Raw genomic sequence first — 14,049 nt, 5'->3', positions numbered from 1 at the left:
ACCGTGACAGACAGCCGGTCGATACTCAGATAGCCGACGCACCGAGTTGCCGGCCATAAGCAACGATTTCCCGGCCAACCGCGATGCGCTCATCCTCGAACCGCTGCAAGGCACTGGGAAGGTCAACCTCGGACTCCAGGCTGTCGCTCAACGCCATGACATCGCCCGCTGCCTTCGACACGCCCATCGCGGTGTGCGGACGCGCGACAAAGGCGGCGTCGCCGATGAGGACGACCGAACGGCCCGTCATGCGGGGCGACTCGTAGTCGAAAATGCCCTGGATAGAGGGGCTTGGCTCCGCCTCGACCGCCTGGGCGAATTGCGGCGGAAGCATCTGCAGCGCATCGACGCGCAACGCCTCCAGATGGTCGCTCGACAAGCCACCACGCGGCAGCGAAAATGCATGCGTTCGCCCATCCAGATCGGTGAACGTGTGGGCAAGTTCGCTTGCTGGCACTTTGCGATACCAGACCCAGTTATATCGGCGATTGCCGATGTCCATTTCGCCCTTCGAGCCCGGGACAAGATAACCGAGCGCATGTACGCCGGGCCTGACATGAAAGGCAAACCGGTCGAGAAGCAGATTAGCTGCCGTTGGAAGCCTCGTTTCCGGGATCAATCCACGCCATGCGACATAGCCGGAATAGCGGTTTTGCGTGTCTCCGAGATTGACCGCTGCGCGCACCACCGAACCAAGGCCATCGGCACCGATAACCAGATCGACATTCACCCGCGTGCCGTCACCAAAAATCAGCTCCGCGCCACTCTCGCCATCCAGCACTTTGACGACATCCCGACCCAGCACATAGCTTCCTGAAGCGATGCGAGAAGCGACAGTTTCGAACAGGTAGTCCCAGGAGATCTGGGTCTGGGGCGCCTTAACGGTCTGGGCGATAACGCCATCCTGATCGAGATAGATGCGTTCCTTAGCCACCACGCCGATACGGGCGACATGCTCGCAGCCAATCAGCCTGAGAATGTGCAGCAGGTCCCTCTGACCGACGAGGCCCGCTCCCCGACCTGCAAGACCGCTCTTCGATCGCTCGTAGATGCGGACATCGTGGCCAGCCTGTTGTAACATGATGCCAGCGAAGAGGCCGGCAAGCGAACCGCCGACGATTCCTATGCGTAGTTTTTCCATCGTTCCGCCCTCAGTTTCCGACAACCGTCAGCGAATGCCGGCGATGATGAAATATTTTAACCGCGAAGGCTGCGAGGCCAAACGCCGCGCCGAGAAGGCTGACGACGAGCCAGTCGCCCTGCCCCCAGGCCAGTGTCGCCATCGCCGAACCTGTGGCACCCCCCAGAAACATTCCAGTCATGAAGACCGTGTTGAGACGGCTACGCGCATCGGCATCCAGGGCATAAATGATGTGCTGGTTAGAAATCAGCGCGCTCTGTATGCCGAAATCAAGCACGATGACGCCCACAACCAAGGAAGCGATCGATGCCCAGAGGCCGAAGATAAGCCAGGCGGCGATCGTCAATCCGGCGCCCATCCAGACCACGAAATGCGGTCCCCGTCTGTCGGCAACAACTCCTGCCAGAGGCGCTGCAAATATGCCGACCGCACCGACGATCCCAAACAGACCCGCGACATCCGCACCGAGCTGAAATTCTGGCCCCGCCAGATAGAGAGCGAGGATGGTCCAGAAGGCCGTGAACGACGCGAACAGAAACGCCTGGATGATGGTCGCTGCCCTCAAGGCCGGGTGGCGTTTCCATAGCTGGCCGAGCGACCGGAGCGCCTGATGATATCGCAAAGTCGAGGTTGGCCGATGATGCGGCAGGACCGCAAACATGAGGCCCGCGGCGAGCAGGGCAAGCGGTACGCCGATCCAGAACATTTCCCGCCAGCCGGCGTGTTCGCCCACAAAGCCCGAGAGGGTGCGGCTGAACAATATGCCCGACAATACGCCTGCCATGACGGTGCCGATTGTGGCGCCGCGCTTTTCGGGCGCGGCCAGCGATGCCGCAAAGGGCACGATCTGCTGGGCGACTGTCGAGCATGCTCCAACCATGACCGATGCTGCAACCAGCATCCAGGCCGTCGGCGCCAGTGCAGCCAGCGCGAGCGCGGCGGCAAGCACCACGAATTGCCCAATGATCATCCGGCGGCGATTAACGAGGTCGCCGAGCGGCAGTAAAAGGAACAACCCCAGTGCGTAACCGAGTTGCGTTGCGGTGGGCACCATGCCGGTAACTGGCTGCCGACTGAAATCCGCCTCGATGAGCCCGAGCATCGGCTGATTGTAGTAGATGTTTGCGACGGCAATACCGCCCGCGACGGCCATGGCCAGAAGCGCCACTTGTCCGATCGCATCATTGTGGGTGGCGCTTGCCGCCCCGGCTTGCATCTGTCCTGTCTTTTCCATGATACTGTTCCACCGCCAATCTTGATCTGGGCAAAATATGCTCAATCTCGTTGGCCGCACATTCGATAGACGTCTACCTGGACCTATACATCGGTCTAGGTTCGTACTGATGCGTTCGATGCTAGATTTATTGAAACACGCTGAAGGGAGACTGTGATGAGCGAGAAGCGGCCGGATGGGATAGAGCATTATACAGCGCCAGCAGGTGGCTGGGGCGCACTAAAAGCCGTTGCCAAAACCCTTGCTCACCAGCAGATCATCGCCGAGGGCGCGGCGACATTGTTAAAGGCAAACCAGCCCGAAGGCTTCGATTGTCCCGGCTGCGCCTGGCCCGATCCGAAGCACACAAGTTCGTTTGAGTTCTGCGAGAACGGAGCAAAAGCGATCACCTGGGAATCGACGGCCAAGCGGGTTGGCCCCGATTTCTTTGCCGCTCATTCGGTGACTGATCTCTGGCAATGGACCGACCACAAGCTTGAAGATCAGGGGCGCCTGACGCATCCGCTGATCTATGATCATGCCAGTGACCGCTACGTGCCGATCGAATGGGATGCCGCATTCGCGCGTATTGCCTCGGAGTTGAACGCCCTTCCCAGCCCTCATATGGCCGAGTTCTACACGTCCGGTCGTGCCTCCAACGAAGCGGCGTTTCTCTTTCAGCTCTTCGTTCGCGCCTATGGCACCAACAATTTCCCCGACTGTTCCAACATGTGCCACGAAGCCACCAGCGTCGGTCTGCCCCTGTCGATCGGTGTCGGCAAGGGCACTGTAACGCTGGAGGATTTCGATCATGCCGACGCGATCTTTTCGTTCGGGCACAATCCCGGCACCAACCATCCGCGCATGATGACGACATTACATGAGGCCTCCCGCAGGGGTGTGCCGATCGTCGTCTTTAATCCACTCAAGGAGCGGGCGCTGGAGCGGTTTGCAGCCCCCCAGGATCCGATCGAAATGGCGACGATGTCATCCACGCCGATCGCATCTGCCTATCATCAGGTTCGTACCGGCGGCGATCTTGCCGCACTCAAGGGCATGATGAAGCGCATCTTCGAGCGCGACGCGGCCGATATCGAAGCTGGCGGACCCGGCGTCATCGACCGCGATTTCATCGCGGCGCATACGATTGGCCTCGAAGCCCTGCAAGCCGATGTAGATCAGACGCAATGGCCGGAGATTATCGAGAAATCCGGCCTCTCACTGGAAGCACTCGATAGCGCCGTGGATGTCTACCTCAAGGCGAAAAACGTCATTCTCTGTTATGGCATGGGCATCACACAGCATGCCCATGGCACGGCCAATGTGCAGCAACTCGCCAATTTCCTGATGCTGCGCGGCAATATAGGCCGGCCAGGCGCCGGTATCTGTCCCCTGCGCGGCCATTCCAACGTTCAGGGCGACCGAACCGTCGGCATCACTGAAATTCCCAATGAGGCTCTTCTTGCTGGCATGGAGAAAGCCTTCGGTTTCCGCCCGTCTGGTGAAAAGGGCCATAATGCCGTGGAGGCAATCGAGGCCATCATTGAGGGCAGGTCGAAAGCGTTGGTGTGTCTTGGTGGCAATCTTGCTGTCGCCATGTCCGATCCTGAAGCGACGTTCGCGGGCATGCGGAAACTCGATATGGCCGTTCATCTTGCGACAAAGCTCAATCGCTCGCATCTGCTGCTGGCAAAGACATCGATCCTCCTGCCGGTTCTGGGCCGAACGGATCTGGATATTCAGGCGACAGGGCGCCAATCCGTCACGGTAGAGGATTCCATGTCGATGGTGCACGCGTCGCGCGGTTTCCTCAAACCGCCAAGCGATGAGTTGCGCTCGGAACCCTGGATCGTTGCCGGCATGGCCAAGGCGACGCTAGGTAACCGGCACGACATCGACTGGGACGGCATGGCCGGCGACTATGAGCAGATCCGCGACAAGATCGAAATCGTATTTCCCGATTTTCATGATTTCAATACGCGCGTGAAAACGCCCGGAGGCTTCCGGCTCACTGTCGCGGCTTCTGATCGTGTGTGGAATACGCCGTCCGGCAAGGCCGAATTTCTCGTCGCACCGGGCCTTGATGAGGACACACGCTTGCACGACCCCGAAGCCCTTGTGCTGACCACCTTGCGCAGTCATGACCAGTACAACACCACCATATACAGCCTCGACGACCGCTACCGTGGTGTCTACGGCCGCCGCGACGTCATCTTCATGAACCAGCGGGACCTTGAAACGCGGGGACTAAGAGACGGAGACCTCATCGATGTCGAAGCAATTTGCGGGAGTGGCGCCAAAACCGCTACCGGATTTACCGCCGTTGCCTACAATATTCCGCCCGGCTCGGTAGCAGGTTATTACCCCGAAATGAACCAGGTCATTGCCCTCGCAGACTACGACAGGAAATCCGGGACCCCAGCATATAAGGGCGTTCCAGTGAGGATACGCCGATCCACGTAACCGAGCTTTATTTTACCAAACAATCCGGGCCAGCTTCCCAGAAACAGAAGCTTCGTTGCAGCCAGCGACAAGATGTCGGCGGCGAAGGACGGAAAATTAGGTAGCCGATACGACGTGTTCCTTGTGTTGAGCGCATTATTAATGATAAGCGTCAGCAATACTCTCAATCCATGATAATATCCAACATCATGGAGACGGCGCCGTCGAAAGGGTTCTGACATGCGGATCACCAAGGAAAAGAAGCAGGAAAATCATGACCGGATTGTTGCGATTGCATCCGGGATGTTTCGCGAACGAGGGTTCGATGGCGTTGGCGTGGCTGACCTGATGGAGGGTGCGGGCCTGACCCATGGTGGATTTTACAACCACTTCGTCTCGAAGGAGGCGCTCATAGCAGAAACCTCCGCCAAAGGGTTTTCCGAAACGTTGGCACGCTATGCCGGGTATGATTTGGGCGAGATGATCGACGCCTACATCTCGCGCACGCATCGTGATGCGCGTGGCCAAGGCTGCACGGCCGCTGCACTGAGCGGGGAAGCAGCGCGGCTGCCAAACGAAACCAGAGCTGTTTTCGGCGAAGGCATCGAGCGCCTTGTTGACGCACTGGAGAGCAATCTTGCGGCGAACCAGCCCGCCGGCTCAAATGCCCGCACGCAAGCCATCAGCATTATGGCGCAAGCTGTCGGGGCCATCGTGCTATCGCGGGCCTGCCCGGACGCATCGGCCCTGGCGGATGAAATTCTCGATATTTGCCGCGCCGATTGCCGGGCCTCTGTCGAAAATGGCGGGCGGGAGCAATAGGGCCGCAGCCATGCGGCCCCATCTCCTGCAAAATACGAACTCAGTCTGCGACCTTCACAACGACCTTGCCCCTGGCGCGCCCGGTCTCTACATGGGCCAAGGCCTCCGCCGTCTGAGCAAAGGGAAATACCTTGTCCACGACCGGACGGATCACGCCGGCGTCGATCAGCTTGGCGATCTGGGCAAGTTGTTGCCCTTCCGCGCGCATAAACAGGAAGGAATACAAGACGCCCCGGCTTTTCGCCTTCTTCAGCACGCCCCGGCTCAGCATCCGTACCACCAAGCGCAGGAACAGGTTCAGCCCCAGAGATCTGGCAAAGGGAACATCCGGCGGCCCCGAGATCGATATCAACCGACCACCCGGTTTCAGAACATTCAGCGACTTGGCCAGCGTCTTGGCATCCTGACTGTTCAGCACCAGATCATAACCGGATAGCACCTGTTCGAAATCCTGCGTCCTGTAGTCGATCACCACATCGGCGCCGAGGCTTTTGACCAGGTCAATATTCGCGGCACTGGTCGTGGTGGCCACCGTGGCGCCGAGATGCTTGGCAAGCTGGATGGCAAAGGTCCCAACCCCTCCGGAACCAGCCTGAATGAACACTTTCTGGCCGGGCTTGACCTTGCCGACCTCCACCAGCGCCTGCCAGGCGGTCAGTCCAACCAGCGGTATGGATGCAGCCTGCTCCATCGAAAGGCTCGCGGGCTTCAGCGCTACATCGGCGGCGTCAATTGCGATGAACTCTGCAAAGGTACCAGCCCGGTGATCCCTCGGACGGGCGTAAACCTCGTCCCCAGCCTTGAATTGCCGCACATTCGCGCCCACGCTTACAACCGTTCCGGCTAGATCGTGACCCAGAATAAAGGGCGGGCGATAGGGCAGGAACAGCTTGAACTCGCCGTCCCTTACCTTGGAATCCAGAAGGTTGATCGCCGTGGCCTGAATGCGAACCAGAACATCATTCGCGCCCATCCGGGGCTCGGGCATGTCTGCCAGACGCAAGGCGCCCTTCTTTTTGTATTTGTCGACAACGAAGGCTTTCACGGACGTTCTCCAGTGTAAAAATATTATCGGCTCAGATGGCTAAAAAAGCCAAGGCTTTCAGCGCGAACTGAGCATGCTGTTGGAAGGCCCTGCCGTGGCCGTCATTCTCGCTCACGCGATGTTGAATTGCTTGCGCAAGGTTCGATCAAACAGCGCGCGCGGCAGGAAACGCCGGGCAAACGAGGTCTGCCGGGCCGCCTTGCCGGAGGGGTAGCGCAACCGCGGCGCCTTGTCCTGCGCCGCCATCAGGATGGTGGCCGCAACATCATCCGCCGTGTCGCCGGTCGCCATGGCCAAGTCAAACGCCGTGCGGTATCTGGCCAGTGTCTGGCCATAGGCTGCAACCGGACGGTCGCCTTGCGGAGAGTTGGCCTCGATCGAAGTTTTCGTTGCCCAAGGCTCGATCACGGCGACACGGATGCCGAACTGGCGAACCTCATGGTCCAGCGATTCCGAATAGCCCTCAATGGCGTGCTTGCTGGCCGAGTAATAGGCTCCAAAAGGACCGGGTATTAAGCCCAGGACAGAGCCGATGTTCAATATCCTGCCATAGCCCTGTTGGCGCATCATCGGCAACACGGCATTGGTCACCCGAACGACACCCAGAAAATTGGTTTCGAACAGCGAACGAACCTGATCCACCGAGCTTTCTTCGGCCGCCCCGGACAGGGCGTAACCGGCATTGTTGACCAGAAGGTCGATACGGCCAAGTTCCTGATGCGCCAGCGCCACGGCATCCGAGACAGACAAATCGGAAGTCACGTCACAAGCAATCATCCGAATGCCATCACGTATCTCGCCAGGTGCGGCCTTACGACTCGTGCCAATCACCCGGTAGCCTGCCCGGGCCAGAGCCGTGGCGGCCGCCTTGCCAATCCCACTGGAAGCCCCGGTCACAAAGGCAGTCTTCTGTCTTTTAGTAGCAAACGTCGCCATAGCGTCTTTCTCTCTTTTCGGTATCACCATGGATTGCCGCCAAGGCATATGGTTTTACGACACTAATTTTATGATGATTTCCGTCATCATTGATGATTTTTAATGATATATATCATCATTAAAGTCAAGCGTGACTTTCAGACGGCGAGGGAAAGGGTAACCCTTCAGTGTCGGGACCCGGCACCAATCCGCAACGGATCAGGCACAGCACACTGATTTGATGGGGCCGCACCAGCGAGCGACCCCAAAAGTAGTCAACGCCCGGCAGCTGCCGCCAAAGAGGGGTAATCGATATAACCCGCAGCACCGCCACCGTAGAGCGTAGCCGGGTTTATCTCTGCCAACGGCGCATCGCTTTTCAATCGTTCAACCAAATCGGGATTGGCAATGAACGGCCGGCCGAAGGCGATCAGATCCGCCAGGCCCTCGGCAAGATGCGAAGTCGCCAGTTCGAGGTCATAGCCGTTGTTGGCGATATAGGTCTTGCTGAAGCGACGGCGCAATGATCCGAAGTCGAATGGCGCGACATCGCGCCGCCCACCTGTGGCACCCTCGACGACATGAATGTACACGATGCCAAGGGCTTCGAGCTGATCGACGATGTAATCGAACTGCGCCTGCGGATCAGTACTCGAAATGCCATTGGCGGGCGAGACCGGCGAGATGCGGATGCCGGTGCGTGCAGCGCCGATTTCCTGGACAACCGCGGCCGTGACTTCCAGCATGAGGCGCGCACGGTTTTCGACAGAGCCGCCATAGGCGTCTGTGCGAACATTGGCACCGTCCTTGGCGAACTGATCAAGCAGATAGCCGTTGGCCCCGTGGATCTCGACACCATCGAAACCAGCCTCGATGGCGTTGGCTGCTGCCTGACGGAAATCGTCGACGATCCCAGGAAGCTCTTCCAGTTCAAGGGCACGGGGTTGCGAAACGTCCACGAAGGCATTGTTGACGAACGTCTTTGTCTCGGCGCGGATGGCTGAAGGGGCAACCGGCGCTGCGCCGTTCGGCTGGAGATCAACATGGCTGATGCGACCGACGTGCCAGAGCTGGAGGAATATATGGCCACCCTTCTCGTGCACCGCACTGGTGACCTTGCGCCAGCCTTCGATCTGCGCCTGGGTATAGATACCGGGCGTGTCCTGGTATCCCTGCCCCTGCTGTGATATTTGCGTGGCCTCGGAAATGATGAGCCCGGCAGAAGCACGCTGGCCGTAATATTCAGCCGTCAGGTCACCTGCGACAAAGCCCGAACCGGCGCGATTGCGCGTCAGGGGCGCCATGACGATCCGGTTGGAAAGCGTCAAGGAGCCGAGCGTATAGGGTTCGAAAAGCGTCTTTTTAGTCATGATTTACCTATGTGTTGCCGCCGCAGCGGTATGGGTTGCGCGGTCTGCTCAAGCGACGGTGCGGTACCGTTCGGCTGGCAGCGCATTGCCGAAGTTGGCCAGCATGGTCTTGCGCGCAGCTTCAAAGGCTTCCCACTGACCGGCATCGGGAAGCGGCGGGATGGTCACCGGCTCGCGACGGTCGAAGCCGACCAGAGCCGCATCCACAAGATCGCCCACCTCCATGACGTTGTTCAGTGCATTGACGTCGGCGCCGACATGGTCCCAGATTTCGGTTCGTGTCGTGGCGGGAAGAACAGCCTGAACGTAGACGCCCTTCGGTCCAAGCTCGAGGCTAAGCCCCTGAGACAGGAAGAGGACAAAGGCCTTGGTTGCGCCGTAGACCGTCATGCCGAACTCCGGCGCCAGACCAACCACGGAGCCGATGTTGACGATTGCACCCTCACCTTTCTTGACGAGTCGAGGGGCAATTGCGCTGGCAAGGCGAACGAGTGCAGTCGAATTGAGTGCAACAAGCCGGGCCATGTCGTCGGTGCTCTGCTCGATGAACGTTCCACCGATGGCCGTTCCGGCATTGTTGACGAGGATGCCGATGCTGTCATCGTCGCGCAGTCTCGTCTCTACTTTCGCAAGATCGGCGAGTTGCGTGAGATCCGCCTGGACGATGTCTATGGCCACGCCGGTTTCCTGTCGCAGACGGCTTGCAACGGCCTCCATTCGCGCCACGTCACGGGCGACCAGCACGAGATCGTGGCCGCGCCGCGCAAACCGATCGGCATAGGTTGCACCAATACCGGTGGAGGCGCCGGTGATGAGGACTGCAGGATTTGTGCTCATAGGATTGCTCTTTTCTGTGATGGAACCTATATTCATGACAATCATCATGATTGGATTTAAATATGATAGCCATCATGTAAATGTCAACGACCATGTTGGGAGAATTGTGAAAATGAAGGTCAGCCGAGAACAGATGGCGGAAAACCGTCGCCGGATTCTGGATGTCGCCAGCCGGCTGTTTCGCGACAAGGGGTTCGATGCCGTCAGCGTTGCGGAGGTGATGAGGGCAGCCGGTCTTACTCACGGCGGCTTTTATGGACATTTCAGTTCAAAAGACGATCTGGTCGCGGAGACCCTTGCCCATGCCCTTGCTTCAGATAGCGTCGGAGGAGGCAACTTTAGCGATTTCGTCAAATCCTATCTTGCGCCTCGCCATCGCGACAACGCTGCCGGTGGCTGCCCAACCGCCGGTCTCGCTGCAGCAATTCGCCACCAGACGCCGCCGGCGCGCTCCGCCATGACAGAAGGCCTTCGTGCGCAAATTAGCCGGATCGAAAAGGCACTCCCGCAACTGGACCCGGCAGATCGCCGGCGCACAGCGATAGGAAGCTGGGCGGCCATGGTTGGGGCGGTCATACTCGCCCGGGCAATCGACGATCCGGAACTATCGGACGAGATTCTGGAACAGACGCACGCATGGATCGATAACAGCATCAGTTAGTCCGCAAAAAACGACGACGCGGACCGGCATGACCCTCCCACGTAACCTTCATCCAAATGCGATTGGAGGCTCTGCGTTTTTCAACATTCCAGTTGGCGCGGTGTGGGCAATCGGTAGCAAAGCGAAGCTTTGATCTCCCGCAGCATCGGAGCCGGGCGCAGTGATGATCCCGGCATGGCCTGCCGGGGTCTGGTATCCGCGTGATAAGTCCGGCCGGAAGATCGGTCCGGATGTGGATGAGATGGAAACCCCCAGCCTTTCAACCGTGCCCGGCCAGATGGTGTGCGGCCCCGCATTGTTGCGGCTCCTGCTGCCCTTGAACGCCGCCGTCACACCACTCTTCAGGTGTGAGCCGGCACGCATGGACGCCCCTACTCTGCCGCGAGCGCCAGCGGCTGCCCTACGTGCTCGACCGTCTCTTTTTCGGCACCTGCCTTGGGTGGCTTGATCCGGAACCAGACAGCATAGAGGGCCGGCAGGAAGAGCAGGATCATTACCGTGCCTGCTGCCGTTCCACCGATCAGGGTATAGGCCATCGACCCCCAAAATACTGAGTGGGTCAGAGGTATGAACGCCAGGATCGCCGCGAGAGCCGTCAGGATCACGGGTCGTGTCCGCTGCACTGTCGCTTCGATAACGGCATGATAATCATCGAGCCCTGCCGCCTTGTTCTCCTTGATTTGCTCTGTCAGGATAAGCGTGTTGCGCATCAGGATACCCGCCAGTCCGATCAAGCCGAGAATGGCGTTGAAGCCGAAAGGCTGATTGAACAGGAGCAGGGTCGGAACCACCCCGGCAAGACCAAGCGGCGCTGTCAGCATCACCATTGTCATTGTCGAGAGACTGCGAACCTGCAGGATGATGACGATCAGCATGGCAGCAATCATCACCGGGAAAACCTGAGCGAGTGCCGTATTGGCCTTGAGAGACTCCTCGATGTTGCCGCCCATCTCGATACGATATCCAACGGGAAGCGACGCGATGAGTGGCCGCAGAGCTTTCATAACCTGCTGGGAAACCTCCGGAGGCTGCGTCGCCTCGTTGATATCAGACCTGATCGTGATGACAGGCGTGCGGTCGCGACGCTTCAGGATAGGTTCTTCAAACCGGATTTCGGAGTGCCCGAGTTGATCCAGCGGAACCTGACGGCCATCCCTGCTCATTAGAGAGAAATCGGCAAGACGTGACGGATCGAGGCGGTTTTCGCCAGCACTGCGAGCGACGACGGGCACGTTGCGGATATTGTCGCGCACCTGCGTAACGGGGATGCCGGAGAGCAGCATCTGCAATTGCTGGGCCGCCTCCGATGGAGAAAGACCAATCAGATTGAGCCGCTCCTGGTCGGGCACAAATCGCAGAACGGGTGTTCGGTTGCCCCAGTCACGGTTGGCTTGGCGAACATCGGGGATAGTCTTCATGATCGCCAGAGCCTGCTCAGAAATCCTGTAGAGTTCATCCTGATCGGGACCCATGATCCGGAACTCGACCGGGAACGGCGTGTAAGGACCAAACACAAGCTGGGTGACGCGGACGGACGCTTCAGGAACAAGACCCTCCGAAATAGCTGCACGAAGGCGATGCTTCAGTTCTTCACGAGCGTGGGCATCGGGTGTGAGCACGACGACCTTGGCGAAGGCAGGGTCAGGTAGTTCCGGTGCCATGGCAAAGAAGAACCGGGGTGCGCCCTGCCCTACGTAGGACGTGACGATATTGGTCTCAGGCTGAGTTTGCAGCCAGTCCTCGACTTTCTTCACCGCAGATGTCGTCGCCTCAATGCTCGTGCCCTCGGGCATGCGCACCTCGACCAGCACCTCAGGCCGATCCGACGTCGGGAAAAACTGTTGTTTCACGCCGCCCATTCCAACGACCGAAACGGCCATGGAAATGCCGACCACGGCGCAGACCATGAACTTATGGCGGACAGCGAACTCTATGACGGAACGCAGACGGCGGTAATTCGGCGTGTCATAGATGGCGTGATGACCGCCCTCGACCGGCTTGATGTTGGGCAACATCTTCACACCGAGATAGGGCGTGAAGGTGACGGCGACGATCCAGGATACGATGAGCGCAAACCCCACGACCCAGAAGATGTTGCCGGCATATTCGCCTGCGGTCGACTTGGCAAAACCCACGGGCATCAGGCCGATGATCGTGACCAGCGTGCCGGACAGCATCGGCGCTGCCGTATGGCTCCAGGCATAGGCCGCCGCCTTGATGCGGTCCATGCCCTCTTCCATCTTCACCACCATCACTTCGATGGCAATGATGGCATCGTCAACTAGAAGGCCAAGCGCGAGAATCAAAGCGCCAAGCGTGATGCGGTCGAAGAAGCGCCCGGTCTCCAGCATGATGAGGAAGACGACCGCAAGGGTGAGTGGCACAGCAAGTGCGACAACAATACCAACGCGCCAGCCAAGTGCCACCAGACTGACAAACAGAACCACGCCGAGCGCCATCGCGAACTTGAACATGAACTCGCCGACGGCTTCATCGATGTTGACGGCCTGGTCGCTGACTTTGGTAAGCGTCATCCCCAGCGGCAATGTTTGCGCAATGGCGGCAGAGCGAGCCTCAAGCGCCTTGCCGAGATCAAGACCGTTCCATCCCGCCTGCATCACCGCACCCAGCATGATTGTCGGTTCACCCTCGTGGCGGATGATATACGTGGCGGGATCCTGATAACCGCGTCGCACCTCTGCAAGATCGGAGAGCTTCAGCGTTCGTCCAGCAGCAACGATCGGCGTGTCGGCAATCGCCTGCACACTGTTGTAAGCTCCGTCGAAGCGGATAAAGACCTGTGGACCTCGTGTGTCGATTGAACCCGCAGGCGTGACCGTGTTCTGTCGCTGCAACGCAGAAGCGATATCCTGCGCGGATATGCCGAGTGTCGCGAGCTTCGCATAGGAGAACTCGACGAAAATCTGCTCGGGGCGCTCGCCGACGATATTGATTTTCTTGACGCCAGGCACGTGCAGGAGGTCCTGGCGGATGACTTCCGCTTGCCGAACGAGATCGCGCATCGGCATTCCCTTTGCCTTCAGGGCATAGAGGCCGAAACTCACGTCAGAATATTCGTCGTTGACGAATGGGCCCATGACGCCCGGGGGGAGATTGCGGGCTTCGTCGCCAAGCTTCTTGCGCGCCTGATAGAACTCTTCTGCAACCGCACTTGCCGGCGTGTTATCCTTGAGGGTAACGGTCAGGAAAGCGTAACCTGGCCTCGTTGTGGTCTCGACGCGGTCGTACCAGGTCAGTTCCTGAATACGTTTCTCAAGCGGCTCGGCGACGAGGTCCTGCATTTCTCGCGCTGTTGCACCCGGCCAGACTGACGTGACCGTCAATGTCTTGATGGTGAAGGACGGATCCTCGGCGCGCCCCAGCTTGACGAAAGCGTAGACGCCGGCTGCGGCCAGCAGCACGATAAAGAACAGGGTGATGGCGCGTTCGCGAACCGCGATGGCTGACAGGTTGAAGCGCATTAGTTTTTCACCTCTTGGCTCGAGGCAATCCTGACGGTCGCGCCATCGTCGAGAAGATGCGCGCCGAGGGCAACGACCTGCTCCCCGGTGCCGATCCCCGTGACAAATGCCGTCTCCTCGC

Annotated in this window: 10 protein-coding genes and 2 pseudogenes; 4 read left to right on the top strand and 8 right to left on the bottom strand. The window is 59.0% G+C overall.

The genetic code is table 11. From position 1 onward, the window contains the following. Window positions 1-25 precede the first annotated feature (25 nt). Together T18_RS20410 and T18_RS20405 are read right to left on the bottom strand one after the other, a co-directional pair. Entirely contained in the window at window positions 26-1,141 is a 1,116-nt protein-coding gene (locus tag T18_RS20410; RefSeq protein ID WP_003519263.1) for an FAD-dependent monooxygenase, read from the bottom strand. A 10-nt stretch (window positions 1,142-1,151) separates the two neighbouring features. After that, on the bottom strand, window positions 1,152-2,375 hold the full coding sequence (locus tag T18_RS20405) for an MFS transporter (protein ID WP_038494749.1): 1,224 nt from the start codon (window positions 2,373-2,375) through the stop codon (window positions 1,152-1,154). Between the two features lie 156 nt (window positions 2,376-2,531). On the opposite strand from T18_RS20405, the gene T18_RS20400 reads away from it, so the two are divergent. Next, complete coding sequence (locus tag T18_RS20400) at window positions 2,532-4,817, top strand: FdhF/YdeP family oxidoreductase (RefSeq protein ID WP_019566810.1); 2,286 nt, start codon at window positions 2,532-2,534, stop codon at window positions 4,815-4,817. A 219-nt stretch (window positions 4,818-5,036) separates the two neighbouring features. Next, complete coding sequence (locus tag T18_RS20395; RefSeq protein ID WP_003519268.1) at window positions 5,037-5,618, top strand: TetR/AcrR family transcriptional regulator; 582 nt, start codon at window positions 5,037-5,039, stop codon at window positions 5,616-5,618. A gap of 40 nt (window positions 5,619-5,658) precedes the next feature. Here T18_RS20395 and T18_RS20390 read toward each other — a convergent pair whose 3' ends face one another. The 4 genes from T18_RS20390 to T18_RS20375 form a co-directional block, all read right to left on the bottom strand. Continuing rightward, window positions 5,659-6,663, bottom strand: coding sequence for an NADP-dependent oxidoreductase (locus tag T18_RS20390; protein ID WP_003519270.1), 1,005 nt, complete (start codon window positions 6,661-6,663; stop codon window positions 5,659-5,661). Between the two features lie 111 nt (window positions 6,664-6,774). Continuing rightward, on the bottom strand, window positions 6,775-7,599 hold the full coding sequence (locus T18_RS20385) for an oxidoreductase (protein WP_003519271.1): 825 nt from the start codon (window positions 7,597-7,599) through the stop codon (window positions 6,775-6,777). A 254-nt stretch (window positions 7,600-7,853) separates the two neighbouring features. After that, the gene (locus tag T18_RS20380) at window positions 7,854-8,948 is read right to left on the bottom strand and encodes an alkene reductase (protein ID WP_038494745.1); all 1,095 of its coding nucleotides are present in this window, start codon (window positions 8,946-8,948) and stop codon (window positions 7,854-7,856) included. A 48-nt stretch (window positions 8,949-8,996) separates the two neighbouring features. Next, the gene (locus T18_RS20375; protein ID WP_003519273.1) at window positions 8,997-9,785 is read right to left on the bottom strand and encodes an SDR family NAD(P)-dependent oxidoreductase; all 789 of its coding nucleotides are present in this window, start codon (window positions 9,783-9,785) and stop codon (window positions 8,997-8,999) included. Between the two features lie 112 nt (window positions 9,786-9,897). Between T18_RS20375 and T18_RS20370 the strand changes: the two genes are divergently transcribed. Further along, window positions 9,898-10,446, top strand: a complete 549-nt coding sequence (locus tag T18_RS20370; protein ID WP_038494739.1) for a TetR/AcrR family transcriptional regulator — start codon at window positions 9,898-9,900, stop codon at window positions 10,444-10,446. Between the two features lie 217 nt (window positions 10,447-10,663). Beyond that, a pseudogene (locus T18_RS28265) lies at window positions 10,664-10,794 on the top strand (flavin reductase family protein); the annotation flags it as partial. 23 nt (window positions 10,795-10,817) lie between these two features. On the opposite strand, the gene T18_RS20365 reads toward T18_RS28265, so the two are convergent. Both T18_RS20365 and T18_RS27795 read right to left on the bottom strand, forming a co-directional pair. Further along, window positions 10,818-13,928, bottom strand: coding sequence for an efflux RND transporter permease subunit (locus T18_RS20365; RefSeq protein ID WP_038494736.1), 3,111 nt, complete (start codon window positions 13,926-13,928; stop codon window positions 10,818-10,820). Continuing rightward, window positions 13,928-14,049 (bottom strand): annotated as a pseudogene (locus tag T18_RS27795) (efflux RND transporter periplasmic adaptor subunit); the annotation flags it as partial. The pseudogene T18_RS27795 and the gene T18_RS20365, both read right to left, overlap by 1 nt.

The organism is Rhizobium sp. TBD182 (assembly GCF_001950375.1).
Taxonomy (GTDB): domain Bacteria; phylum Pseudomonadota; class Alphaproteobacteria; order Rhizobiales; family Rhizobiaceae; genus Agrobacterium; species Agrobacterium tumefaciens.
This window is presented reverse-complemented; position numbering and strand designations above follow the sequence as displayed.

Excerpts from the sequence above, each read along its gene's own strand:
- T18_RS20410 (WP_003519263.1), bottom strand. The coding sequence starts at position 1,141 with ATGGAAAAACTACGCATAGGAATCGTCGGCGGTTCGCTTGCCGGCCTC.
- T18_RS20405 (WP_038494749.1), bottom strand. The coding sequence starts at position 2,375 with ATGGAAAAGACAGGACAGATGCAAGCCGGGGCGGCAAGCGCCACCCAC.
- T18_RS20400 (WP_019566810.1), top strand. The coding sequence starts at position 2,532 with ATGAGCGAGAAGCGGCCGGATGGGATAGAGCATTATACAGCGCCAGCA.
- T18_RS20395 (WP_003519268.1), top strand. The coding sequence starts at position 5,037 with ATGCGGATCACCAAGGAAAAGAAGCAGGAAAATCATGACCGGATTGTT.
- T18_RS20385 (WP_003519271.1), bottom strand. The coding sequence starts at position 7,599 with ATGGCGACGTTTGCTACTAAAAGACAGAAGACTGCCTTTGTGACCGGG.
- T18_RS20380 (WP_038494745.1), bottom strand. The coding sequence starts at position 8,948 with ATGACTAAAAAGACGCTTTTCGAACCCTATACGCTCGGCTCCTTGACG.
- T18_RS20375 (WP_003519273.1), bottom strand. The coding sequence starts at position 9,785 with ATGAGCACAAATCCTGCAGTCCTCATCACCGGCGCCTCCACCGGTATT.
- T18_RS20370 (WP_038494739.1), top strand. The coding sequence starts at position 9,898 with ATGAAGGTCAGCCGAGAACAGATGGCGGAAAACCGTCGCCGGATTCTG.
- T18_RS20365 (WP_038494736.1), bottom strand. The coding sequence starts at position 13,928 with ATGCGCTTCAACCTGTCAGCCATCGCGGTTCGCGAACGCGCCATCACC.